This window comes from Leptolyngbya sp. FACHB-261, from assembly GCF_014696065.1.
Lineage (GTDB): Bacteria > Cyanobacteriota > Cyanobacteriia > FACHB-261 > FACHB-261 > FACHB-261.
In genome coordinates this window covers 109,525-133,308 of the sequence record NZ_JACJPL010000018.1, presented here as the reverse complement: position 1 = coordinate 133,308, position 23,784 = coordinate 109,525, and the positions used below count along the sequence as shown (strand labels likewise).

Annotated in this window: 23 protein-coding genes and 2 tRNA genes; 7 read left to right on the top strand and 18 right to left on the bottom strand. The window is 52.1% G+C overall.

Annotation, left to right across the window (positions count from 1 at the left end):
* Positions 1-173: 173 nt before the first annotated feature.
* A complete protein-coding gene (locus H6F94_RS09950) occupies positions 174-503 on the top strand; it encodes a histidine kinase dimerization/phospho-acceptor domain-containing protein (protein WP_190802080.1) in 330 nt (109 codons plus the stop codon).
* A gap of 65 nt (positions 504-568) precedes the next feature.
* Here the strand turns inward: H6F94_RS09950 and H6F94_RS09945 are convergent, their stop codons facing one another.
* Both H6F94_RS09945 and H6F94_RS09940 read right to left on the bottom strand, forming a co-directional pair.
* Positions 569-1,003, bottom strand: a complete 435-nt coding sequence (locus H6F94_RS09945; RefSeq protein ID WP_190802079.1) for a response regulator — start codon at positions 1,001-1,003, stop codon at positions 569-571.
* A 410-nt stretch (positions 1,004-1,413) separates the two neighbouring features.
* Positions 1,414-1,486: transfer RNA gene (locus H6F94_RS09940), tRNA-Glu, on the bottom strand.
* A gap of 612 nt (positions 1,487-2,098) precedes the next feature.
* On the opposite strand from H6F94_RS09940, the gene H6F94_RS09935 reads away from it, so the two are divergent.
* Positions 2,099-2,692, top strand: a complete 594-nt coding sequence (locus tag H6F94_RS09935) for a hypothetical protein (protein WP_190802078.1) — start codon at positions 2,099-2,101, stop codon at positions 2,690-2,692.
* Positions 2,693-2,818: 126 nt separating this feature from the next.
* Here H6F94_RS09935 and H6F94_RS09930 read toward each other — a convergent pair.
* Both H6F94_RS09930 and H6F94_RS09925 read right to left on the bottom strand, forming a co-directional pair.
* Positions 2,819-2,891, bottom strand: a tRNA-Glu gene (locus H6F94_RS09930).
* Positions 2,892-3,043: 152 nt separating this feature from the next.
* A complete protein-coding gene (locus H6F94_RS09925; RefSeq protein ID WP_190802077.1) occupies positions 3,044-3,838 on the bottom strand; it encodes a YebC/PmpR family DNA-binding transcriptional regulator in 795 nt (264 codons plus the stop codon).
* Between the two features lie 153 nt (positions 3,839-3,991).
* On the opposite strand from H6F94_RS09925, the gene H6F94_RS09920 reads away from it, so the two are divergent.
* Together H6F94_RS09920 and H6F94_RS09915 are read left to right on the top strand one after the other, a co-directional pair.
* On the top strand, positions 3,992-6,079 hold the full coding sequence (locus H6F94_RS09920; protein ID WP_190802076.1) for a prolyl oligopeptidase family serine peptidase: 2,088 nt from the start codon (positions 3,992-3,994) through the stop codon (positions 6,077-6,079).
* Between the two features lie 55 nt (positions 6,080-6,134).
* Positions 6,135-6,884, top strand: a complete 750-nt coding sequence (locus H6F94_RS09915) for a hypothetical protein (RefSeq protein WP_190802075.1) — start codon at positions 6,135-6,137, stop codon at positions 6,882-6,884.
* A 170-nt stretch (positions 6,885-7,054) separates the two neighbouring features.
* Here the strand turns inward: H6F94_RS09915 and H6F94_RS09910 are convergent, their stop codons facing one another.
* The 3 genes from H6F94_RS09910 to trmFO all read right to left on the bottom strand — a co-directional run bounded on the left by H6F94_RS09910 (position 7,055) and on the right by trmFO (position 10,229).
* Positions 7,055-7,468, bottom strand: coding sequence for a hypothetical protein (locus tag H6F94_RS09910; protein ID WP_190802074.1), 414 nt, complete (start codon positions 7,466-7,468; stop codon positions 7,055-7,057).
* Between the two features lie 202 nt (positions 7,469-7,670).
* Positions 7,671-8,771: an NAD(P)/FAD-dependent oxidoreductase gene (locus tag H6F94_RS09905; RefSeq protein WP_190802073.1), complete on the bottom strand. Its 1,101-nt coding sequence runs from the start codon at positions 8,769-8,771 to the stop codon at positions 7,671-7,673.
* 111 nt (positions 8,772-8,882) lie between these two features.
* Positions 8,883-10,229, bottom strand: a complete 1,347-nt coding sequence (trmFO, locus tag H6F94_RS09900; protein WP_190802072.1) for an FADH(2)-oxidizing methylenetetrahydrofolate--tRNA-(uracil(54)-C(5))-methyltransferase TrmFO — start codon at positions 10,227-10,229, stop codon at positions 8,883-8,885.
* A gap of 114 nt (positions 10,230-10,343) precedes the next feature.
* Between trmFO and H6F94_RS09895 the strand changes: the two genes are divergently transcribed.
* On the top strand, positions 10,344-10,931 hold the full coding sequence (locus H6F94_RS09895; RefSeq protein ID WP_190802071.1) for a DUF3177 family protein: 588 nt from the start codon (positions 10,344-10,346) through the stop codon (positions 10,929-10,931).
* 9 nt (positions 10,932-10,940) lie between these two features.
* On the opposite strand, the gene H6F94_RS09890 is transcribed toward H6F94_RS09895, so the two are convergent.
* From H6F94_RS09890 to H6F94_RS09840, 11 genes are all read right to left on the bottom strand, one after another.
* On the bottom strand, positions 10,941-11,468 hold the full coding sequence (locus H6F94_RS09890; protein ID WP_190802070.1) for a GNAT family N-acetyltransferase: 528 nt from the start codon (positions 11,466-11,468) through the stop codon (positions 10,941-10,943).
* Position 11,469: 1 nt separating this feature from the next.
* Positions 11,470-11,667 carry a DUF8624 family small hydrophobic protein gene (locus H6F94_RS09885; protein ID WP_190802069.1) on the bottom strand — a complete coding sequence of 66 codons (198 nt, stop codon included), beginning with the start codon at positions 11,665-11,667 and terminating at the stop codon, positions 11,470-11,472.
* 239 nt (positions 11,668-11,906) lie between these two features.
* On the bottom strand, positions 11,907-12,308 hold the full coding sequence (locus H6F94_RS09880; RefSeq protein ID WP_190802068.1) for a response regulator: 402 nt from the start codon (positions 12,306-12,308) through the stop codon (positions 11,907-11,909).
* 138 nt (positions 12,309-12,446) lie between these two features.
* Positions 12,447-13,418: a sigma-70 family RNA polymerase sigma factor gene (locus H6F94_RS09875; protein ID WP_190802067.1), complete on the bottom strand. Its 972-nt coding sequence runs from the start codon at positions 13,416-13,418 to the stop codon at positions 12,447-12,449.
* Between the two features lie 346 nt (positions 13,419-13,764).
* A complete protein-coding gene (gene lpxB / locus H6F94_RS09870; protein WP_190802066.1) occupies positions 13,765-14,937 on the bottom strand; it encodes a lipid-A-disaccharide synthase in 1,173 nt (390 codons plus the stop codon).
* Positions 14,938-14,953: 16 nt separating this feature from the next.
* Positions 14,954-15,832: an acyl-ACP--UDP-N-acetylglucosamine O-acyltransferase gene (lpxA, locus tag H6F94_RS09865; protein ID WP_190802065.1), complete on the bottom strand. Its 879-nt coding sequence runs from the start codon at positions 15,830-15,832 to the stop codon at positions 14,954-14,956.
* A 15-nt stretch (positions 15,833-15,847) separates the two neighbouring features.
* Positions 15,848-16,372: a 3-hydroxyacyl-ACP dehydratase FabZ gene (fabZ, locus tag H6F94_RS09860; RefSeq protein ID WP_190802064.1), complete on the bottom strand. Its 525-nt coding sequence runs from the start codon at positions 16,370-16,372 to the stop codon at positions 15,848-15,850.
* The gene (lpxC, locus tag H6F94_RS09855) at positions 16,356-17,300 is read right to left on the bottom strand and encodes a UDP-3-O-acyl-N-acetylglucosamine deacetylase (protein ID WP_190802063.1); all 945 of its coding nucleotides are present in this window, start codon (positions 17,298-17,300) and stop codon (positions 16,356-16,358) included. The genes fabZ and lpxC overlap by 17 nt, the downstream gene beginning before the upstream one ends.
* 1 nt (position 17,301) lies before the next feature.
* On the bottom strand, positions 17,302-19,695 hold the full coding sequence (locus tag H6F94_RS09850; RefSeq protein ID WP_190802062.1) for a BamA/TamA family outer membrane protein: 2,394 nt from the start codon (positions 19,693-19,695) through the stop codon (positions 17,302-17,304).
* Positions 19,696-19,944: 249 nt separating this feature from the next.
* Complete coding sequence (purC, locus tag H6F94_RS09845) at positions 19,945-20,676, bottom strand: phosphoribosylaminoimidazolesuccinocarboxamide synthase (protein WP_190802061.1); 732 nt, start codon at positions 20,674-20,676, stop codon at positions 19,945-19,947.
* 103 nt (positions 20,677-20,779) lie between these two features.
* Positions 20,780-21,814, bottom strand: a complete 1,035-nt coding sequence (locus H6F94_RS09840) for a LysR family transcriptional regulator (protein WP_190802060.1) — start codon at positions 21,812-21,814, stop codon at positions 20,780-20,782.
* Between the two features lie 346 nt (positions 21,815-22,160).
* On the opposite strand from H6F94_RS09840, the gene H6F94_RS09835 reads away from it, so the two are divergent.
* Positions 22,161-23,141 (top strand): roadblock/LC7 domain-containing protein, encoded by a 981-nt coding sequence (locus H6F94_RS09835; RefSeq protein WP_190802059.1) that lies wholly within the window; start codon positions 22,161-22,163, stop codon positions 23,139-23,141.
* Between the two features lie 102 nt (positions 23,142-23,243).
* Complete coding sequence (locus H6F94_RS09830; RefSeq protein ID WP_190802058.1) at positions 23,244-23,726, top strand: 2Fe-2S iron-sulfur cluster-binding protein; 483 nt, start codon at positions 23,244-23,246, stop codon at positions 23,724-23,726.
* The last annotated feature ends 58 nt before the right edge of the window (positions 23,727-23,784 follow it).

The window sequence follows — 23,784 nt, the reverse complement described above, 5'->3', positions numbered from 1 at the left end:
GCCCAGCCGAGGTTGCTTTGCGAGACTATTGATCAAGCTCAGTCAATAGCTCTAACTTTAGGTGCTTTGTTAGGTATGCCTAGGGGAGGGGAAAAAATTGGTTTTCTATGATTTCCTGAAAGTCTCTATATCAATACTTTTTTAGCTTCAGCAATTTGTGAGAAACCTGTGCCATGAAACCGCTGCGTCCGCTCAACGAAAATACTCCACCAGATGTTGATGCCAGCTCTAAGACATCTACTAGTCCAGCTAATCCAGAAGAACAGACTAACTGTGAAGTGCAGCAGGAAGCTCATAACCAGGCCGAATTTCTAGCTGAGCTTTCCCACAAACTCAGGACGCCACTAACCGTAATGTTAGGTTGGGCACAGCTGCTACGGAGCCGCCGCTTAGATGAGCGGAGCACAATTCGGGCAGCAGAAAATATCGAGCGCAGTGCCAAATTGCAGGCACTGGCGATCGAGGAATTAGTTGAGGAGTTGCGTTCTAGAGAGCAGCCGTAGCTAGCCTAATGCGCTTACCTCACAACGATTCTACGGTTCTCTCCCAGGGGCGACCAGAGGCTAAACTACTGCTGGTCTCCTGGGATGAGTTCCGAAGTCAGCATTCTTACGGTATTGACCAGATCATCGAAGTCAGCCGGTTTAACGAAGTAGAAGCTAATGCCTAAATCTTTAGCTTTGCGCCTCTCCTCTGGTTCACTAGCCGCCGTCATCATAACCACAGGGATATGACTTAGGGTAGGCTGCTTCTTTACCCAAGCTACTAACTGAAGCCCTGTCATGCCAGGCATGTCTTTGTTCGTTAAGATCATCGCTGGCAGAGGGTATTCCTGCCTACTCTCATAGGGTTGCTGACCGCGAAGGTAATACACTGCCTCCTTACCGTCATGAACTATCTGCAGAGAGACTTCTAAGTCAATCTCCTGGAAAGCATACTGAATTAGACCAGAAAAATCTGATCTGTCTTCCACGACTAGGACAGTTTTTCTCTCAAAACTCATTACTGTAGTCCAGTGCTAATAGCCTATAAATCAAAGCTGTGATAGTAAGGTCTGCCTAAGGTCTGCAATGAATAGTATTTCGTCCTGCCCTGTTTCTCCAGTAAGCCATAAGTCAGCTACGCTAGCTTCTATCCTGTAGCAGAGAGTAAAGACATTGCCTCAAACAACAGCTGGGCAACTCCCGGTGCCAGAGTAAAGTCTTGTCTCAGCAGTCCGTCCAAGAGCCCTAAACAAGCACCAAGCCTAGTTGAGCCCTGGTACCCAAACCTCATCCATAGTGGGGTTATCTGGCAGCAGCACTACCGAGAACCTAGCCTGCCTGAGTACCTGAGAAGGAGTGCAGCCGAAGAACATCTGGCTACCCAATGAGAAAGGGCGCAGGTCGTACGACCTGCGCCCTCTCTTTTGCATACCCCCAGGGGAATTCGAATCCCCGTCGCCTCCGTGAAAGGGAGGTGTCCTAGGCCTCTAGACGATGGGGGCCTGTCCTCGTTCTAATATCTTGCCAGATTTAGGTCTCTTTTGTCTCAAAAGCAGCCCAGGAAATTGCCAGAAAATTGAAAACACCACTCAAATCCCCACTGCTTGCCTCCCCTCTCCTCCTCGACCATGATTCTGGCTGACCCTCCACATTCTCTAGACTGTCTCTAAATCCAAGGAGAAGTGGCAAGACGCGAAGAAGTCACACACAGTCATTCCCAGCCAGAATTTCCTCTCGTCCTAAGCTTTGCTGCCAGAATTTCTTTATTCACTACAAAGTAGATCACTGCTGAAAAATCTGAGAGAAAATTCAGTTCCTTCCTGGTTCACAAAAGGCATCGCTTCGAATATCATAAGTTTCGCAAAATAGCGAGGGTGAATCTAAAATTACTCAGCGAATATCCTTATTTCTGGCCCATTTAGAAACGCTTTTTCGAGTTTGATAAAAATGGACTTAGTGCTTTAATCTTTGTCTAGAAACGAATCTTTCCTTGTTATTGATTGCCACGCCAAATTGCTTCAGGCTTCATCAAACCCAACGCAGATGCGCATGATGAGCTAGTAAAAGCTTTTTGAGCGCTACAATGAGGGACAGCCCATAATCAGAGAGCTTTTGTGGCCTGCAATCCCATCCAAACTCAGTGGTTGGCTGTTTCGCAAGAGTGGCATGAAAAGCATGAACGCCTTCAGCAGGGTTGCAGGAAAACAGAAGCACTACGGGAGAGGCTAGCGGAAAATAGCCAGGTATCGAAACTGCTGCGTAAAGAGTTAGCCGAAAATCGCAGAAGGCTGGCCGCTCTTTCCCAAGACTGGGCTAGAGAACGTAAGCCGACAGTAGTGGCTCGTATAGTACTGCTCAAAGAGCCAGCAACGCTTCTGGCTCAGGCAGTTGATGCCCAACAAACTGCGACTCAAGAACAAACGCACCAGGCCGAGCAGATTGAGTTTGAGTATCGGGGTTATTCAGTCCGCGTAGAAAACACCTTGGAAGGCTGGCAGTCCCAGATTAATCAGTTGTTGCTTCCTAAGCGAGAGACGGCAGCAGAAGCTCTTTTCGTAGCCTGCAACTTTATTGACTACTGTTCGACCAATGTCGCCTTGAAAAAGCTTTTATCCGGGCTGTGTGATTCTGGCGTCTTGGGGCAGACCGAACGCATCAACTTGATGGCCTCGTTTCGTAACATAGTCTGGAAGCGCAATTTCGTCTGAGCCGTTGCTCGGTTTCCTGGCCAACTTTGTAGGCCGCAGGTAAGCTTAGATCAACCCAGGTAGAGGTTGAAAGAAGACTTGCGGGCTCAGTGTACACGGCTTCCGCAAGAGTTCAAATTTTGAAGATACCCCCAGGGGAATTCGAATCCCCGTCGCCTCCGTGAAAGGGAGGTGTCCTAGGCCTCTAGACGATGGGGGCGTATCCATCACCTTGGCTAGGCTAAGGGATATGGAACTGCTTTGTCAAGATGTTCCTGGGTTGTTTTGGCCTAGATTGTTTTGGCATAGGCTGTTTTGGATTGTGTTCTAACATTGTCCGAGCGGGTCCTGGAGGAGTCTGCTGAGGCAGGTTCAGAGCATGCTAACCGCCATCAAATCATCCGACATCTCGAAATTCGCCGTGACAGTTTGGATGTCGTCCAAGTCCTCTAGAGCATCCATCAGCTTCAGAAGGGCGCGTGCTTGATCGGGTTCAGCCACACTCACCTGATTGTTAGGAATCCAGCGCTCCTCACTGGTCACGCGGTAACCCTGAGTTTGCAGAGCCTGCGTGAGCGCCTCTAAATTGCTGACATCAGTGAATACCTCTGCCCCCGTCTCATCGGCCTCATCGTCTTCAAACAGCTCATAGGATTCAGCTCCACCTTCTAGGGCAATCTCTAGCAGAGCTTCTTCATCCAGCTCTGTACTGCGACCTTTGGCATCGCGCGGGGCATAAACAACGGCGACGCCTTTCTTCTCAAACATCCAGCCGACGCAGCCCGTTTCGCCCAGGTTGCCGCCATTTTTGCTGAAGGCAGAACGTAGATCGGCAGCAGTGCGATTGCGGTTGTCAGTGAGGGCTTCGATCAAGACTGCAATGCCACCAGGACCGTAGCCCTCATAACGAATGGACTCTAGGCTATCGCCACTGTTGAAGGTGCCACTGCCCTTAGCAACCGCCCGGTCGATGTTGTCGTTGGGAATGCCTGCTGCTTTAGCCTTGTCGATGGCAGTGCGCAGTTGAAAATTGGCCGCAGGATCCCCACCGCCACTGCGAGCTGCAACGATGATCTCGCGCGAGATTTTGGTAAAGACTTTGCCCTTAACGGCATCGACCCGCGCCTTCTGGCGCTTAATATTCGCCCACTTACTATGTCCGGCCATGATCGCAAAATTAAAAGGTGGGAAATCCCTCAAGCTTGTCAGGTCATTTTACCTGAGCAGATTCTGAGCTGTCAGGTTGGAGCTTGCTTGGTTGGGCCTAGGTTGAAGAAGGCGATAGCCTTAGAACTGCTGACCTTAAACCTTCTGCAAGCTATGAACGACGCCAAAGCCTCTCTGGTCTACCCCCAGCCTCATACGGTCGAGCAGGTTGATGACTACCATGGCACTTTGGTTACAGATCCCTATCGCTGGTTAGAAGATCCAGACTCCGAGGAAACCAAAGCCTGGGTAGAAGCCGAGAACGAAATTACCTTTGCTTACCTAGAACAAATTCCAGCTCGGGAGGCAATTAAGCAGCGCCTAACTCAGCTTTGGGATTACGAAAAATACGGCATTCCCTTTAAGCAGGGAGAGCGTTATTTCTATTTTAAGAATGACGGCCTGCAAAACCAGAGTGTGCTCTATACCCTGACAGCCCTTGAGGCTGAACCAACAGTTTTGCTAGATCCTAATACCTTGTCTGAAGATGGCACGGTTGCCCTTTCCGGCTTGGCAATTAGCGAAGATGGCAAATTCTTGGCCTATGGTCTTTCCTCTTCGGGTTCAGATTGGCAAGAGTGGAAGGTCCGTGAAGTAGAAACAGCCCAAGATTCAAACGACCATCTCAAATGGGTCAAATTTTCAGGAGCCTCCTGGACTCATGATGGCCAGGGTTTTTTCTACAGCCGCTATGACGAACCTGATGCAAAAACCCAATTAGAAGCCGTCAACTATTTCCAGAAGCTGTTCTATCACCAGCTCGGTACGTCTCAGGCTGAAGATGTGTTGGTCTACGAACGTCCGGACCAAAAAGAATGGGGCTTCGGTGGTGATGTGACTGAGGACGGTCGCTATCTGATTGTTTCAGTCTGGATGGGAACTGAACGTAAGAATTTGTTGTTTTACAAGGATTTGTCACAGGCCAATGCGCCGGTTGTGGAATTGATCAATCAGTTTGAAGCTAGCTATGGCTTGATTGACAATGAGGGCTCAGTTTTTTGGTTGCGTACCGATCTCGATGCGCCAAAGGGCCGGGTAATTGCCATTGATATTACCAACCCCGACCGTAGCCATTGGCGTGAAATCATTCCCGAAGCAGCAGAGACTTTGGGCGGCATTGGCTTGCTCAACAACCAATTTATAGCGTCCTACCTGAAGGATGCCCATACTCAGATCAAAATCTTTGACCTGGATGGCTCTCTTGTTCGCGAAGTTGAACTGCCTGGAGTTGGCTCTGCGGGCGGTTTTGGTGGTAAGCGACACGATACTGAAACCTTTTACAGTTTCACCGGCTTTACCACACCGACCACAATCTATCGCTACGATTTGCTCAAGGACCAAAGCACAGTTTTTCGCCAACCGCAAGTAGATTTCAATCCAGAGGATTTTGAAACCAAGCAGGTCTTTTACCAAAGCAAAGATGGCACTCAAGTGCCAATGTTTATCACCTACAAAAAAGGGCTCAAGCTGGACGGCAGCAACCCAACGTATCTCTATGGCTATGGCGGCTTCAATATATCGCTGACCCCCAGCTTTTCAGTTAGCAATTTGGTGTGGATGGAACTGGGCGGTGTTTATGCTGTGTCTAATCTACGGGGTGGGGGCGAGTACGGTGAAGCTTGGCACCAGTCAGGAACTAAGCTCAACAAGCAAAATGTTTTTGACGATTTCATTGCCGCGGCTGAATGGTTGATTGATAACCAGTACACCTCACCGCGCAAATTGGCCATTGGCGGCGGTAGCAACGGTGGCTTGTTGGTGGGTGCTTGCATGACTCAACGCCCCGATTTATTCGGTGCGGCCCTACCCGCAGTTGGGGTGCTGGACATGCTGCGTTTCCAGAAATTCACGATTGGCTGGGCTTGGATGTCTGACTACGGCTCGTCGGAAAATCCTGAAGAATTCAAAGCACTCTACACCTACTCGCCCTTGCACAATCTCAAATCGGGCACTGCTTATCCTGCCACCTTGATTACTACAGCCGATCATGATGACCGCGTAGTTCCAGCTCATAGCTTTAAGTTTGCTGCTGCTCTGCAAGCTGCCCATGCTGGGTCTGCACCTGTTCTCATTCGCATTGAAACGAAGGCTGGACATGGAGCAGGGAAGCCCACCGCTAAAGTGATTGAAGAAAGCGCTGATCGTTGGGCTTTTTTGGTGCGGACTCTAGATATGAATGTCAATGTGCCTCAGCCTGTATAAGCTAAGACGCAATGACACTGAAAGTCTGATTTAAGGTGTTGGGTTGATGAGGAGGATGAATGTGACCATGGTGCAGCTCAACCGAGGCAAGCTCAACCAAGACCAACTGGATAAAGGCAAGTCCAAAAGCTCCCCTAAGTTCCAGGAGCAGGCAGTGATTTCCGGTTGGAAGAAATGTGCCAGAGGGTTGGCGATGCTAGCTGTCCTAGGCTCAATGTGCAGCTCGCAATCAGCGATTGCTTCTATGGCAGATGCTGCTCAGTGGCGATTAACAGCGAATCCTGCTGCCCGACAATTGGCTCAGGCTACTCCTAGGCCTAGCCCTACGAGTAGCCCTGCAGCTAGCCCTCCAGCAGTCAGTGTCGTCTACGCGCCTTTCACACTGAGCAATGGCTTCTCAACCGCTCAACTCAGTGCTTCCACCTCAAATATCATCACGCCTGCGGGCAGTGGTTCGTCATTGCGACGTTATGAGGACCATGCTGCCAGAATGGTTGCCGTTACTCAGTTTCTGTGTACTGGTGGCGGTTTGACTGCCGGTGGTGCTGCGCCACTGCCCCAGGGCCGTGGGGTTGACTGGCTCTACCAATCTACCAATGGCGCCAATCTTGGCCGTCTACGCTTGAGCTGTGACGAAGCCAAACAACTGTTCACGACCTACGGGGAGAGACCAGCACAGTCAGTCACGCTCAACACTGGCAGCGTGGGACCTCGGCCTTACAACGTTCCCATGCTAAATCTATCCACTGCAACCAAAGCGAATCAATTTATTGAATGGGCTCGTGTTCATCTGCGCTGGAGCTAAATGGCCGCGTAGTTTCTCTGCCAGTTTATATAGCTCAATTAAATAGCTACATCAAAAGCAGCGCTCTCATGAGAGCGCTGCTTCTTTTAGGGATGTCTCACGTTACCTTATGCAATGTTGAAGACAATATCCCTGAGCTGAGCTTAAGGTAGTCCTCAAGACTACTGAAGCTATACCAAGCCTGGGCCTTTGCCGCGCAGGTCACGCTTGGCAGTGAGTTCTCCCTCACTACCTTCATTCGCGTCTTCTAATTCCCCGACCCGTTCTTTAGCCAGTTCTGCCTCTTCCTCTCTCAGGTCTCCTGGCTCGTTAACGTACATCTCCGGCTCAATAGCGTAGTTGTTGAGCAGGCCCTCTTGGTCTACGGTATAGCCGTCTGTTGTATCAATGCTGTCATCCTCGGTCTGATCATTCGTTCTTGCATTTTCCTCGCTCTTCAAACTAGGAGTCTGCTTAAACGAAGCCCCTTCTCTTTCTTGGCGTGCTGCGACTTCAGCAGGAACAATACCTCGATCGTACTGGCCTGTGCTGGCATCGCCTTGATTGCGGCTTGTATCTTTAGCGTCAACTGTCTTATCATTCATGTGCGGAATCTCCAAACAGCAAATTTAAGATGACTTAGACTAAGCTTTCTTGTTGCCTAATAGCTACTGCCTTTAGTCCTATATAAAATTTATGATGCTCTGTCTTTAGAACTAAGCCGAGCTAGCGGACAAGAGAGTGTCTCTTATGCGCTAGGCAATGTTTCTTAATATAGGTTGCTCCGTTCGGTAATGATTGAAGATATTAATAATCTTGAACAATCGTGCTGCAAATCGCTTGAGCTGTTGCCGGAGCAAGCAAGACACCATTGCGATAATGCCCAGTTGCTAAAAGCACATTAGAGTAGCCCGGTAAGCTACCAATCACGGGGGCTGGTCGACCTTCGGGGCGAGGACGTAAACCTGACCAACTCCGCAAGATCTCAGCCTTAACTAGCCCTGGACAAAACGCTACAGCTTGTCGCATCACCGCTTGCAGCCTAGTTGCATCAGCGATCGGCTCAGGCGCATCCCCTAGAAATTCAACCGTAGCTCCTATCCAGTAATTGCTCTGGCCTACAGGTACAACATGAACATCGTGTGCCGTAATGACAGGTTGCACTAATCCCAGGGGTTGTTCTAGTTGAACCTCTAAGGCTTGTCCTAAGACAGGCTTAATCTCAAGCGGCTGAGCGAGGGCAGTAGTTAGAGGCGTGGAGCCTAGTCCAGCAGCAATAATCAGCCAGTCACAATCTAAGGTGCCAAAATTGGTTTGAACTTGAGAAACTGAGTGCAGATTGTTGCCATCTGAATTTGAAGCAGGAATAACCTCTGCTTCAACACCAAATTCAAAAGCAACCCCATTACGACTAGCTGCGTCAACGAGAGCGAGGGTCAGAGCAGTGGGTTCGACTTGTCGGTCTTGGGGGGAATAAATGGCAGCAGAGAATGGGTCCGTGCAAATTTGTGGGTAGCTAGCTCGTACTTGCTCTAGATCTAAAATTTCTAGCTGCAAGTCCTGAGCAGCTCTAACATTTGCGAGGGTTTTCCACTGGTCTAGGTTTTCATCAGCATCGCAAAGCAGCAGAATTCCCTGTTGGTTAAAGGGAACTTCTCGACTGGTCAACTTTTGCAATTCTGGAATAAGCGTGTTGTAGCGCTGAATGCTATCTAAGCGCATCTGCCAGGCACGACCTTTTATCTTCTGGCTGATCACACCCATCAACACCCCTAGAGCTGCGCCTGTAGCAGCCTGTGCTGGCGGTTGACGGTCTACCACTGTAATCGCTAATCCCGAAATTCGGCTGAGTTCATAAGCGATCATTGCGCCTACGACACCACAGCCGACAATCACAATTTGGCTCATCGTTAGTCTTTGCGGTTGGCCTCGTCAGGAATTACCTAGTGCTTTTGCTAGTGCTTTTGAAAAATTGGCTGGCTTGTCTGGTCTAAGCTGTCTAGCTTGATGGCTGAAGCTTTAGCTCGAAAGCGAAGGCTCCAGATCTGCCGCTGTTAGCACTGTTGCTAATGCCGCTAATGCCCTATCCCGATAGGCCCCGTAGCGATCACGCTTGTTGCGGATCTTGGGTTGAATTTCCGGCAGGATGGCAAAATTGGGGGGCATTGGCTGAAAGTGCTTGGGAGAAGCCGAGCTAATAAATGCAAATAACGCACCCATCATGGTGACTTCAGGCAACGTGAGCAGTTCTAGACCCCGCAGCACTCTGACCGCGTTCGTGCCAGCCAGCCAGCCCCCTGCCGCCGCCGCCGTGTAGCCCTCAGTGCCAATCAGTTGGCCTGCTGCTAACAACGTCGGCTGTTGATGAAATTGCAGGCTGGGCTTGAGTAGCTGGGGCGAATTAATAAAGGTATTGCGGTGCATCACGCCCATACGCACAAACTCGGCATCTGCCAGGCCTGGAATCAGCCGGAAGACCCGCTGCTGCTCACCCCAACGCAAATTGGTTTGAAAACCAACCATATTCCAAAGCTGTCCAGCCCGATCTTCCTGGCGCAATTGCACCACGGCGTAGGGGCGCTGACCGGTCCGCTCATCGGTTAGACCCACCGGTTTGAGCGGGCCGTAGCGCATGGTGTCTTCGCCTCGGCGAGCCATTTCCTCAATCGGGAGGCAGCCCTCGAAAAATTTTGCCTCTTCCCGCTCAAAGTCTTTTAATTCGGCTTGCTCGGCTTGGGTCAGTTCCTTCCAGAACTGCAGATACTGTTCCCGATTCATGGGGCAGTTCAGGTAAGCCGCTTCCCCTTTGTCGTAACGCGAGGCCAGAAACACAATCTCCTGGTTTAATGACTCCCCGGTCACAATCGGACTAGCCGCATCGAAGAAGCTCAGGTACTCCATCCCCGTTAGGCGTTGCAAGTCCGCCGCTAGGGCTGGGCTAGTGAGCGGTCCCGTTGCCAAGACCGTAATGCCATCGCGAGGAATTTCTGGCAGTTCGTCTCGCCGCAGTTCAATCAGCGGATGTCGTTCGAGGGTTTCGGTTAAGTCACGGCTAAATAAGGCCCGATCTACCGCCAAGGCACCACCTGCTGGGACTTCGTGCTCGTCCGCTTTGGCAATCACCACCGAACCCAAGCGCCGCAGTTCCTCATGCAAGAGCCCAGTAGCCCGATCAGTGGCTTTGGCACCAAATGAATTGCTGCAAACGAGTTCCGCCAGATGTTCGCTGTGGTGAGCTGGGCTCAGCCGGGTGGGCCGCATCTCGTGCAGAACCACGGGAACCCCTGCCTGCGCAATCTGCCATGCTGCTTCAGTACCAGCCAGTCCACCGCCAATAACTTGAATGGGATAATTTGGGTTGCTCATAGTCACCACTTGCGTCATACTGGCGGGCTGCTCTGTTGCATTGTCCACAGTAGCGCAAGCGACGGGGCAACAGACTGGCACAACAAGGGCGCATAGGGGAGGCCACTTAATCTGATGAATAATGACTTCTGGTTTCGTCCGCTCGTGTGGACTGATTACCGATTGGCAGTGCTGTTCACCGTCATTTTGCCGTTGGTGTTATTAGTTTGGGCATTGATTCAAAACTCAACGGCAATTATCAAGCTGCTCACGATCTACTGGCGTGTCTCCAGTCTGCTGGCGATTACCGTGTACCTGACGATTGCTGGTTTCCCGATCAGCTTTCTAACCGGACTGGCTGCTCGAGTGCTGATTCCGATTTCTCTTTGGTACTGGCAGGACATTAACGATGAGCTAAACGAGGAAATGGGCGCTCTGAAGTTTGCAGTCAGCGCTTGGCGCTGGGCACTCACAGGCTACTGCGTCCTCGGCACTCTGTTGGGTTTGCTATTTCTCGATTGCGCCTTTGGTTCTCCCGTTTCTGACCGCTGCCGTGTCTGGTTTGAGCCGCCCCTAGCGTTCAAAGGGATTTTCCATGCTGGTACTGATCCTGGCACTTTAGGTTTCTGGGGCATCGTTGGTCTAGTGTTTTATGTGGCCTGCCTGGTTTACTTCACCACTGTCAAGCTTGGCCGTCGTGGTCGTCAGGCTCTAAACCCTTAAGCCCTCTGCCTAGATCCCTAAATCCTGCCCCAAATCCTGAACTTGGTCAGCCTCTCCCTTTAAGGGTTCTTGCCGCAAGGGTTTTTGCAGCATCAGGGAGAGAGGCTGATAGCCCAGCCGCTCATAGAGGCTCAACGCCGCAGGATTATCAGCAAACACTTGCAGCGACACTTGCCGGTAGGCTTGGGTTTGCGCCCAGGCCTCCCCAGTCTTGATCAGGGCTGTAGCAATGCCCTGACGGCGGTGTTCAGGTTCGACGTAGATCAGAAAAACGTAGGCAACGCGGTCGCCATAGACTTGGTCAATACCAGTGCCCAGCCACAGGCAACCGATTGCACGCTGCGGCTCTAGCTGCTCTACAAGCCAAAGGGGAGTGTCTTTGGCAAAGTGAGTGTCTACAGTCTTAGCCAGGTGGCCCAAATTAAATTCAGAGATACCCCGCTGCTGTAGCAACTCCTGATAGCTGCGTTGCAGAAACTTCAGCAAGAGGGCGCGGTCAAGGCCCGTCCCCAGCCGTAAGCGGTAACCCGGAAGCAATTCAGGAAGTTGGTCCAGAGACCAACTGGTCGAGGGCAGGAGGCAAAACAGCCTGGGGTGGGCTGGGCGCTACTTCCGTAACTGGAGCTGGGGCTGCCAAATCACTGGGCAGGAAGATCCGAGCACTAACCACCACTAGGGCAAAGACAAAGGTCAGGACCACTAACAGCGGCATCACATATTGACGGATAAAGGCCACGGCTATGCAACTTCTAAGTAAGGGTGATGCCTCTAGCCTAGCGCGCTAGGTTCACCGAACCGTAAGGACATAGCCTATAAAGCCTGACGCAAGAACAGCACAGAAGACCTACCCCCAAAGATACAGCATTACATCTGTGGGGAAACTGGCTAGCAACTAGGCCGGGAGACAGGTTTATACAGCTCCTGCACAGTTATGGAGCTGAACCCTTTAAGCTCACTTGCCGCTAGATTTGCCCCCTAAACTTGCTTGGGTTGCTGGTTGCCAAGCTGACGGATCAAATTGATCAGATTGCCAGTACCAGTGCCTTTTTCGCAGAAAACATCAACCTTGGCGGCTTGAGCCATGACTTCTGCTTGAGGATCCTCAAGCGAGGAATAGGCAATGATTTGCGTGTTGGGATGTCGGGCCTTGATCTGCTGAGCCGCACTTAAGCCGTCCATGACCGGCATCTGCAAGTCCAAAACCACGACATCTGGATGGTGGTCTTCTACCAGCGTCAGGGCTTCAGCGCCATTGCTGGCAGTACCCACTAGCTCCAGGTCTTCTTGATTATTAAGAGCTAGGGTTAAGCCCAGGCGGATTAGCTCATGGTCATCCACCACCAGGACACGGAGAGCGGAAGGACGGGACGAAGGCATGGAAGGTCTAACTTCAGATACTTCTTAGCTTCCAGCCTAAGCAAACCCTGCCCCTTAGCCATCTGCCTGGGGTCTGACCGCTCGCTCTCTCAGGCATTTAAGAGCAAACGCTGAGTCAATGTGAACCCATGACCTGGACTAGTTCATCCAATCGCGTAGCAGTGCCTGACGGCGAGGATGGCGTAGTTTACGCATCGCTTTAGCCTGGATCTGTCGTACTCGCTCACGGGAGAGGTGATAGAGGTCGCCAATCTCAGCCAGAGTGTAGTTATGACCATCGGCGAGGCCGTAACGAAGCTTAATGACCTCTCGCTCCCGCTCGGTTAGGTAGTCAAGCACGGTGTCAACTTGGTCAGAGAGTAGGCGCTGATCCATCCGTTCTGCCGGTGCGACATTGTCAGCATCCTCAATCAGCTGCAACAGTTCGGTATCTTCTTCTCGACCTACTCGGATGTGCAGCGATAGCGTGTGACGACCGGCATCGAGAATCTGGTCTAGCTTGTCTTCGTCTAGCTCCAGAGCCGCTGCAACTTCGGCCTTGGTCGGCTTACGGCTGAGTTCCTGCGCCAACACTCGGCGGGTTTTCTTCACTTGGTTAAGCTTTTCGACCATATGCACAGGCAATCGCACCGTTCGCGACTGAGAGGCGATGGCGCGGGTGATGCCCTGACGAATCCACCAGTACGCGTAGGTCGAGAATTTATAGCCCCGCTCATAGTCGAATTTCTCTGCAGCCCGCATTAACCCGATTGAGCCTTCTTGAATTAGATCAAGAAAAGGCACACCACGGTTTAAGTATTTTTTAGCAATCGAGACCACTAACCTGAGGTTCGAGCGGACTAAGCGACGCTTAGCTCGTTCAGCTCGAACGCCCCCCTTTACAATCTCACGCGCCAACTCAATTTCCTGTTCTTGCGTTAGGAGCGGATAGCGTGACATTTCCCGTAAGAAAACTCCCACAGAATCATCAGAACTGCTACTGCGGGAGAAGGTCTTTCGCTGGTGCCCATCATTTAGCAAAGTTTCAGAAAAATTGATTCGAAGCAGAGAATCCTCAAGGTCCTCTGAATCGCGTTCGATCTCAGCGGAGGCATTGAATTCGGAGTTCATGTTGAGGGGCCCGACTGGTTTCTTCTATTCAAAGAACAAAGGTTAGCTCAGGGGTTAAACCACCTGAGCAATTCAAAGGCAAAAAAACTTGCCTCCAACTCTAACAAAGTTCCTCAAAAATCAATAGGTAAGTTTGCCATTACTCAGCCTATCTCTGCCTAGCAGGCAAACTGTCAGGTAACGATGACAAAGATGTGCGGATGTCCGCCCGACCAGTGAATAGAGACAGAGTAGCCCTTAGCGGCTAAAAAAATTTGTATTCCTGTTAACAGTGTTGAAGGAACTAAAAAAAGTACATTAAGGTGTAGTTAAAATCACTGCACGCCGCAGCTAATCTCACAAGCAATTACTGAGTTAGTAAACTTAAAATTTCCCGCGCAACCCGATCCAGAACCTTCTCTTGTCCCAAATGATTAGGAAGCAAAGCAGCTCTTACTTGAGCATAGCCATCTTGCATCTGCTGTCGAAGTTCGGGATCGATTAATAAATCGAGTGCTGCTCGGGAAATTTTTTCAGGAGTCGCTTGTTCCTGCAAAAACTCAGGCACAATAGGCTGCATCTGCACCAAATTTGGTGGTGACATAAACGGAATCTTAAAGCCCAGCAGGCGCCGTGCGATCCAGGCAGTCACAGGGTTAACCCGATACATCACTACCTGCGGCACGTTCAGTAATGCAGTTTCCAGATTGACAGTCCCAGATTTGGCAATGACTAGATCCGCAGCGGCAATAGCTACATGTGCCTGACCATTGATCACACTGGCCCGCAACCGGTGTTTAGCAATAGCTTGTTCAATTTGAGGCCGAAATTGGCTCAGGGATAAAGGCACCCAGAAGCGGACATCTGGCATTCGCGCCTGAACTCGGCGCGCTGCGGCAAACATCACGGGCATCAAAGCTCGAATTTCTTGATGGCGGGAGGCTGGCAGCAAAACCACAGCCTTCTCGTGAGGAGGGATGCCCAATTGAGCGCGGGCCGCTGTACGTCCAGGCACATCACGCAGCAGATCGATCAACGGGTGACCGACCCAGCGAGCTTGCGCACCATAGGCAGTGTAGTGACGGGCCTCATCTGCAAAAATTGCCAGGATACGATCGCACAGCTTGGCGATCTGTTCAGTTTTAGCAGTGCCAGCCCAGACCCAGGACTGAGGAGCAATGTAATAGACAATGCGGGAATGCAGGTGCTGTTTAGCAAACTGCCCCAGGCTGAAATTGAAGCCCACGTAGTCAATCAACACCACCACGTCCGGTGGAGTGCGCCGCAACTGCTCTCGCACCCTGAACTGTAGACGCAAGGCTGGCACGATAAAGGGCAGGGCTTCCAGCAAGCCCACTGAGCCGATACCGCCAGTGTTGCCGAGGAACTTCACCCCCGTCGCTGCCATGCGGTTGCCACCTACTGCTTGGATCTCCACATCCAAGCCAAACTCCGGTGCCAGCCGCTGCAATGCATAAATTAGTGCGGCTCCGTGCAAATCGCCCGAAACCTCACCCGTACTGATGAGAATACGTGCCATGTCCTAAACCATACCGTTAGGCACGGCGACCTGGGATCGGTCCTCGTCGGCCTGTTTGCTGAGACGCTCGCAAAAATTGAGTCAGATGCTGAACTTGAGGGTCATCGATCCAGGCTTCTAACTGATCGAGCGCTTCGACCAGGTTTAACCCAGAGCGATAGAGGGTGCGAAACGCCTTTTTCAGGCTGGTTGAATCGACACCAGAGCGCTCCAATCCCACCCGGTTCAACGATCGCACCCGCGAGGGGTTGCCCTCCACCAGCGTGTAGGGAGGGACATCCCGATCGATCCGGCTCATGCCGCCCACCATCGCCAGCCGTCCAATGCGCACGAACTGGTGAATTCCTAAAAGGCCACCAATCCTAGCCTGCGCCTCAATCTGGACATGGCCAGCCAAGGAGACGCTGTTAGTAATGATAATTTGGTCCTCTAACAGGCAATTGTGGGCAATGTGCACATAGGCCATCAGGAGATTGCCATTGCCTAGCCGAGTCGCTTCTCCTACATGAGTGGCGCGGTTGATTGTGACGTACTCACGGATGCGATTGTCATTGCCAATCGAAACTAGGCTCTCAGCACCGTTGTACTTGAGATCCTGGGGTTCCATCCCGATCGCAGCGCCTGCAAAAATCTGATTGCGCTCCCCGATCTCGGTCCAACCGTCGATGATGACATGCGGGCCAATCTGCGTGTGGGCTCCAATACTCACTCGCTCCCCAATCACGGCATAAGGGCCAATCTTCACTGTTGAGTGAATCTGGGCGGCCGGATGCACCACAGCAGTGGGATGGATCAGGGGAGCCGAGGGAACGCGGTTGCTTGGCTCCTGAGCAAGCGCGCTTTTACCATTTGGGAATGAGTGCGTATCCGTTGTGGCGAGCGTCCCGTGATCCATACCCCTCACTTAACCTTAATCAACTAAGGAAAACATCAGCTCACCTTCAGAGGCGAGTTGTCCATCCACTTCAGCGCGGGCGAACATCTTGCCAAAGCGACGCTGCTTCACACAAAGCAGTTCCGCTGTAATGATCAGTTGGTCACCGGGCACCACCTGGCGACGAAAGCGCACTTTGTCGATACCTGCAAACAACGAGAGACGATTTTGCGCCTCTGGCAGCTGCATCAGCACAATGCCACAGACTTGAGCCATGGCCTCAACGATCAGCACGCCTGGCATAATTGGTCTTCCAGGAAAATGGCCCTGAAAATGGGGCTCTGTAGCAGTCACATTCTTAATGCCCACCGCCCGCTTAGCAGGAACGTATTCGATTACCCGATCGACCAGCAAGAACGGAAAGCGATGGGGCAGGAGTTTTTGGATGTCCTCGATCGTCAAAACAGGGTTGTTTGAGCGCGTGGCTGTTGGTGTCACTTGCGCTTCGCCCGCACCCCCAGCAGATTGGGGAACGTGAGGCTCGTCAGTCAGAATGGGCATGGGAGCTCCAGGAAATGGCAGGATTAAGGACTTCGGCCATCTCTGCCTCAGGGGCTGCCGACCCTCGTGTCGCCGCCTGCCAGCGCTCCGCAAGGAGCCGGACAAGGCGAGTGTGTAGGTCATGGCTTGCTTTGTAGGCCAGGATGTGAGCCTGTAACCCCAGAGCGTGGCGGATACCGAGCAGGCTGAAGTCCCCTACTAAGTCTAAAAGCTTATGACGTACTGGTTCATTCGGAAAACGCAGCGGTGGGTTCAGCCAGCCTTGAGTTCCACACACCAAGGCGTTCTCTAGACTCCCACCCTTGATCAAGCCTGCTCCCCGCAACGCTTCAACCTGGTGTTCTAAGGCAAAGGTACGAGCGGGAGCGACTTCTTGTAGAAAGGACTGTGAATCAGGTGTCCAAGTCCACCACTGCTGTCCAATGGCCGGTAGTTCAAACTCAATGCCATAGCTGAAACGCAACTGGGGAGCCGGTAGCGCTGCTACAAAAGCATCTCCTGAGTGACACCAAATTGGCTCTGTCAACACGTAGGCTGGACGTGGTTGGTCCTGAGTGGCTAAACCCACTGCGGCAATCGCTTCTGCCCAAGGTAAGGCTGACCCATCCAAAATCGGTAACTCTGGCCCATCCAGCTCGATCCGAGCATTATCGACGCCTAGACCAGCCAGAGCGGCTAACAGATGCTCAACTGTGCGCACACTGGCCTCACCTAAACGTAGCTCGGTCGATAAAACTGTTTGGTGAACCGAATCAACTTGGGCCGGAATGACCGAAGCTTCAGGCTGGTCTAGCCGCACAAAAAATCGCCCTGCACCAGGTGCTGCTGGCCCCACCCGCACTCGCGCCTCAGCACCACTGTGCAGGCCAATGCCGCTGAGCTCAAAGCTGCTTGCTAATGTGTGTTGGGCAGAGGCAACTGGGTGCATGTTAGAACTTCTCCCCAATGCCGAAGTGGAAGCGGCTCTCGCCATTATTAGCAAAGCCATAGTCCACCCGAATCGATCCTAAAGGCGACTGAATGCGCAAACCGAAGCCGTAGCCAAAACCGTCGCCCGGTTTCTCACGAACATCGCCGATTCTGGTTTGACTGCCGAGAGAGGTACCGTAATCTGCGAACAACACTCCACCAACAATGTTAAAGATGGGGAAGCGATATTCAGCTGAGGCAAGGGCAAAACTCCGGCTGGTAGTCACCTGTCCATCTCGGAAGCCCCGAATAGATGCGCTACCGCCCAGCGTAAACGATTCATAGGGAGGCAAGTCGCCCAAAACCGTGCCAGCCTGCAAATTGAAGGCCAATGCCTGAGGACATTGGGCTGGTGTGGCGTTCGGCTCACGGCAGCCCGTAGCGAAATTAATAAAGCGAATCGGCAGGTAATAACTGTAGCTAGCCCGCAACCGGTTTAGGAAAATACTACCTGACCCGACGGGGATAGATTGCTCGGTGGAGAAGCGCAGTAGCGAGCCTCGCGTTGGGCGAGTCACGTCGTTGCGTAAATCCTGTACTGCCGCCAACTGCAAAATCGTCAGGTCGTCTCTGCCGTTGTCACTGACGCTAAGCAAGTTGCCTGCCTCGTCCCGGGGCACGACATCGTTATCTGCGTTCCGGATGCTGACTCGTTGATAGTTGAGGCCTAGGGAAGCGCTCCACTCAGGGCGAGGATCTAAAGGATTACCGTTTAGCGGTCGGCTAAAGCTAATGCCTCCGCCCAACCGGTTCACCCGAGGTGTGTCGCCGTCATCCTCATCGTCGCTCAAGTCAGGTGGTAGATTAACGTCCTCCTCACCTTCAGAGAAAGCAAAGCTGAAGGAGCGGCGATTGAACAGATTGAGCGTGTAGGAAGTTCGGAACGGATCCCCTGCAATCCAGGGGTCGGTGAAGCTAAGGTCGAACAGCAGCAAGTTATTTTGGCCTGCCTGCACTTCAGCAGACAGCTTCTGGTTATTACCGCCAAAATTTTGTTCGGTGTAGCTGACCGTTCCAAACAGACCACTAGCCGAACTTAAACCAGCCCCTGCCGCTAGGGTGCCGGAGCGACGCTCGTTGACATTGATAGTTACAATGACTCGGCGCGGATCCTGACCAGGGTTGAGCGACAGCTGCACGTCGTCAAACAGCCCTAAGTTAAATACCCGCTGTAGATCAGTGCGAATTGTATTGCCGTTGAAAATATCTCCCGGCCTCAAGCTCAGTTCACGCGTAACAATAAAGTTCCGTGTGCGCCCGCCTACAGGCTGTCCATCGGCGTTAGTTCCCTGACCTTCGTCGTTGAGGAAACGGACTTGAATGTCTTCGATTTGCCCCTCGGCTACGGTTAGCGTCACAACCCCTTCAGGGCTAGACTGCACATTGACAACCTGAGCCAGAGCGTAGCCGTTGTCCTGATACCAGCGCTCCAGGTCCCGCACGCCCTGCTGGAGCTGCTGAAAGTTCAGAGTTGAGCCGTACTGAGGTCGGAAGATGTTGTCGACAACAGGCTCGGGCAACACCCGGGCCTCTTGCCCTGGTACCTGAATCTGAACTGCCTGCAGCACAGGGTTTGGGGTGACCACAAAGCTTACCCGTACCCCCAACGGGGTATCCTCGGGAACCGCTTGTACGTTAGCAAAGTAGCCCGTAGCAAAGACCGAATTAATGTCCTGCTGCAACTGGCTACGCGTGGCAGTTCTGCCAGCTTGGGTTCGAATTACCCGGTAAACCTCATCCTCCAGGGCACCTGTTGCTCCAACAACCACAACCTCAGCGACCAAAACTTGAGGCTCTTCCTCTTGCTGCGCAGCTGGTGGACCAGGGCTGGGCGCAGGCTGGCCTGGTATTGGGCTGGGCGAGCCTTGCTCGCTGGGTGAACCCTGCTCAGGAGCAGCTTGGTCTTGTCCAGGCGCAGGCGGCGTTTGATCTACTGGGGCAGCCTGGTCTTGATTAGACGCAGGCGCTTGCTCCACTGGAGCAGTTTGGTCTTGATTAGGGGTAGGTGCACTCTGGTTTGGTGCAGCCTCTTGCGTTGCTGCGTCCGGGGTTGCAGCCGGTGTTGCAGATGGAGTGGCAGTGGGGGCAGGTGAAGGTGGAGCAGGCGTCGGCGCAGGTTGGGCCTGAGAATCTCCTGCCGGAGCTGATGGAACCTGAGCAATCTGCGTCGAGCTAGATGTTGGACTTAAAGCCTGACCCGATAGGAGGCGATGGGCAGCACTAGAACTAGATGGTTGCTGCGCAAGAGTTGGCGCTGAGATATTCTGAGCCCGAACAGTCTGCGGCCACAATAAAATCGGCGCTAAGGACGTCGAAGCTGCCAGGGTTGCCAGCAGGACAGAAGATACGCGCATACACTACTCATCCACACACCACATATCAAACGCAACCCAGATCGGGTCACATTGTAGTTTACAGAATCACCGCTTAAATAAAAGGCCATCAATTATGATTGCCTTACACCAAGATTGGTGTTCAACGAGTCCCTGACTTCACTAACGAGTCGGTTTACGAGGGCATAGCCGGCTCTAGTTCACCCCTTTGGACTCTTGTTGACGGGGCAGGCCCTCTCCGCCATTGGACTTGGGCTGAAGAATCTGAATCTAAACAGGCTGGGCCAAAATTCGCTCCATGACCGTTTGATAGGCTCCCTCAATACCACCAAGGTCCAAACGAAAGCGGTCCTTATCCAGAACCCGAGCTTGGGGGTCAGAGCTGTTGCTATCCCAAAGCCGACAGGTATCTGGGCTGATTTCATCCGCAAGTAGAATTCCACCACTAGAACCTGGAGTTTGATCAATGCCAAACTCCAATTTGAAATCCACCAGCGTAATGCCACATTGCTCAAAAAAACGCTGTAGCAGCGAATTGACTCGCAGAGACAGCTCGCGGAGCTGCTGAATTTGGCTGGGCGTCGCTAACTCCAACAGCTCAATATGGTCTGTAGTAACCAGCGGATCACCTAGCTCGTCATTTTTATAGAAGAATTCTACGAGCGGATGTTTCAGAACAGTGCCAGATTGTAAACCGGTCCTTTGGGTCAGACTGCCTGCGGCGATATTGCGCACTACCACTTCCAAAGGCAAAATCCGCGCAGTTTTGACTTGCATTTCATCTGGTGCAGTTTGGTCAATAAAGTGAGTCGCGACTCCTGCACCTTCTAGAAGCCTGAATAGATGAGCTGATACCGAGCAGTTAATCTGGCCTTTACCGACAATCGTGCCCCGCTTTCGCGCATTGAAGGCCGTTGCATCGTCCTTAAAGTGAGATAGCAAAACTCCCGGATTGTCCGTGGTATAGAGAATCTTGGCTTTGCCTTCGTACAATTTGTCCACCTGGACAGACTTCCCCTACACCGGTTTGAGTCTCTAAATCTTACCTTGCAAGGAGATCCGGACTGAGCAGGACTGTTTGGAATTCAGGAGGTGGGTGTGCTGACTAAGTAGGTTGAACCTCCAAATTGCCAGATTGACCATTCGGTATAGTCCCAAGGTTACTGTTATGGTCCCGACTGCCGTTCAGGGATGGAGCCACCGTCTCCAGATGACTGATTAAGCCCGCAAACTGAGGCAAGATCTCTCGCGAAAATACTTCTGCCGCCTTAGAACGGTAGCGATTGGGGTTAGTGATCAGTGAGAGCGTTCGCCGGATAACGATGTCATCGAGGTGAATCTGTTGAAGGGCTCCGAGCTGCAGTTCTTTTTCAATTGCCGTCACAGAGACAAAAGCAGCGCCCAGACCCGACTGGACCGCGTTCTTAATTGCCTCGATCGAATTGAGTTCCATCTCTACTCTGAGACGGCGCGTATCAATGCCATTACGGGTAAGGATTTGGTCAATGACTTTGCGAATCGTCGACTGAGAGTCCAGCACAATAAACTGCAGCCGGTACAGGTCCTCCCGGGAAATAACCTCACCTTGAGTAAAGGTGTAAGAGGTTGGCACAATTAGCGCAAACTCATCTTCCGCATAGGGAACAATCTCTAAAGAGTCGTGTAGTTCAGGAGGAACCTCGCCACCAATGATCGCCAAGTCCACTTGGCCGTTAGCTACGCTCCAGGAGGTCCTCCGGGTAGAATGAACGTGGAGTTGGACACCTACTTCCGGATACTTCTGTCGAAATTGGCCAATCAGCCGAGGCATCAAATAGGTGCCCGTAGTCTGACTAGCCCCTACGATCAGTGTGCCGCCTTGCAGGTTCTGCAGATCCTCAATCGCTCTGCAAGTCTCCTGACAAAGGCTCAAAATGCGGTCACCGTAGCTCAGCAGCAGATGTCCAGCCTCCGTCAGTTGTGCCCTTCGCCCACCCCGGTCGAACAGCGGCACGTCCAACTGTCGCTCAAGGTTCTGCACCTGGAGGCTCACGGCGGGTTGGGAGACATACAGACTGTCTGCCGCACGCTTAAAGCTTCCCTCACTGGCAATGGCCTTGAGAATGCGAAGCTGGTCCAAAGTAAAAGGAAGGTCGGTCATACAGCTCAACCTGGCAGAAAGATAGCAGGTAGTCGGTCGAAAACGTCAGCACCCGTTTGATAAGGGTTTGCAGCAAAGGCCACAAGGGGGGCACCACAGAGTAACCGAAGGTTCTTAGGAGGCCAGAAAAATGACAGAAAGGTCGCTAACTTTTGTATCAATTCTGCCTCCTGACAGGGTCCTGCTGTGCGGCTGGTCTATGGTTAGCGCGGGTTTCGATGGCTTTGCACTGGGTGAGTAGTTGAATCCACACCCTGCGGTGAGACTCTCCTATCAAAAACCTATCAGCTTAAGACCCCTTGGCCTAAGAATTTATTGCTGTCAGCTAGTTGTGAGATAGCTTGAGATGAAACGGGAGGTTGTCCAGGATTTTCTGAATTTACCAGGAATCGCAGGGGTTGCCCTCATGGATGGCCATGCTCGCCCCTATTTCTACGGTTTGGATCAAGCTCTCAACTCACGCCAACGGGAAGCGCTGGCTCAGGGCATTCTTCAAGTGGTGGAGACAACTCCAGAAGGATTTGAGTCCTTTGAGTTTCAATTCGCCAACCACCAAGTTTTTATCTACAAGCTCTCACGCGGCATTGTACTCCTGGTCTTAGCTGACAATAGCCTGACTCGTCCCAGCTACCTTCAGGTAGTTAGTCTGCTACGCAAAACTTTTCAGGAAGATATCCAAAATGCCATTGCTACTTTCAAACTTTTGGCGGGCAGCTTAGTCCAATCCAATCGTAGCTATCAAGTTCCCGTTGTGGGCTCAGCCCCAGTGGTTTCGGAACCTGCTCTAGATGAGCCACTGCCCATTCTGCTAGAGGAGCGAAATGGCAGCTCAATAGCCATGCCAGCCCCAACGGCATCCCCCAAGCCAACATCCAATCCAGCCGCTAGGCCAGCGCCATCCCGGCTCCGAACCGTTCCTCAAACCTGGTCTGCGCCAGTGGCAGTGCCGGAACCTGAGAAAACTGTGCCTGCTGCTAATCAACCGCCCGTAAGCTTGGAGGATGTTGTTGCCGCTCTAAACCATCTGAGCAAATTCACCACTCGTTATTTGGGCACAGCGGTGATCGTGAACTACTGGAAGAGCAGCCGTCCGGACTCAGACTGGCTGACGCAATTTAACATCGACCGCACAGGCCGTATGACCTTTACTGGAGACGCCTCTCGATTTTTGCCTGCTCATCACCAACAGGTGCGGCAATGGGTGAAATCCTTCATTCGCCGTTGTGCCCAAGTGTTACGCGACTTTCCCCAGATGCTAGAGCAAGACGGACTAAACGAGCAGCAGAAGCAGATCCTACTCGACAAATTGGGGCAAGAGCGGGATTGATCGCCCGGTTCAAAGTGGGAACGCTGGCTTATATACGAATATTCGAGATTGGAACCTAAGGCTTTCTTGTTTGACCCTTCGTCATATTAGAGGAACCCGTCCATGTCTAAATTGGTGAGGCTTGAGCCCATTGCTCAAGAAACTGAAGTTGCAACGAATGGCAATCTACTCTCGGTCCTGATTTCTGAAGACCTTGATGTTCTTAAAGAATGTGGGGGGCGTGGCCTCTGTGCAACCTGCCACGTTTACGTCAGAAATGGTATGGACGCCCTCTCACCAATGTCTCGTCGTGAGCAGCGCACTCTGGAGGTCATTACTAGTTGTAAACAAAATTCTCGACTGGCCTGCCAATCTCGGGTGGTTGGCAATGGTGTAATCCTGGAGTTGCCGCCAGGCATGTATGTTAACTCCTTACAGGATATCGAAGCCCTGATTGGTCGGCGGACAGACCAGGATCTACTGCACCCGATTACAGGTCAGGTGCTAGTGGAAGCTGGCAAGCTCATTACACGTTCGATGATGAGCCAGCTCGCAAATACCGACTTTCGAGTTGGTGAGCACTGGCAGCATACCCATCAGGCTTAACTAGCGGCTAGTTGACCAAAGCCAATGTCTAAGATTTTTTAAGGAGCCTTTAGATTTG